Raw genomic sequence first — 886 nt, 5'->3', positions numbered from 1 at the left:
CCACTCACCAAAATCATGACATTAGATCCGCGTTTGTTGAGAAAACTAACAAGCCTTTGTTCTTAAAGTCAAGGAACCCCTTCGGAGCACCTTACAGTGTTCTGGACCTAGAAGCAAAACGACTATTTTATTCTTCAAACAAAGCTCCGAAATCATGATTTTCTAGGGAGAGATTCTCATGGCACTGAAACGGCATCTTAAAAAGGCATCCCCATAAAAAAATGATAATGCATTGAGTATAGATATGATGATAAAAATTAAAAAATATTTCATCATTTTTCTATTCTAGATGATTGCTAAAATTGTATTTGCAATAATATTATTTGTTTCAACTTCATCAAATTGAAAATTGTGTTCACAAGAGAGTTACCTATCTCACATTTTGATAATATATTGATTTATAAAGATAAATTATTATTTTTAACTTGAATTCGTTCTTCAAATATCGTAAGCTTTTCTCATTTCAAAGCTGTTTATAATAGTAAAGCAATCAAAACTATTTGCTTGCACATAAAAAATAGGGTGGGCGTGTAGGTATCCGTAAAGAAAGAAATAAAAATGCCCTCTCATGAACCGTCTTAATGCAAAGGCTGGTGCAACATTTTGCGCTGACAAAGAGAATGATGGTGCCGGCTTTCTCCTTCATAAGTGTAAAGAGGGTGCTATCCAATGGCTTTACCGTTATACCTTTCATGGGCTTTTTATGGGCGCTGTCGTGAAATGGGTTTGGGTGCTTTAAGAGATGTTTTTTAAAACAAGTGTGTGAATAATACACAACACAATAGCGTTCTGTTCTAGGGGCCTGCTCCCATTAAAGAACGTGAGAAACAAAAGCGTGAGGCAATGCGCATACTCCACTTTTTAAAAGACAGTATCGTAGATGTTT

The 886-nt window shown here is 35.1% G+C and carries 1 pseudogene; it reads left to right on the top strand.

The features are described 5' to 3' along the window. Nucleotides 1-568: 568 nt before the first annotated feature. Nucleotides 569-886, top strand: a pseudogene (locus ACFIO5_RS10960) (integrase arm-type DNA-binding domain-containing protein); the annotation flags it as partial.

The organism is Bartonella sp. AA86SXKL (assembly GCF_042196885.1).
Note: the sequence above shows the minus strand (reverse complement) of the source record. Positions and strands in the feature narration are given on the sequence as shown.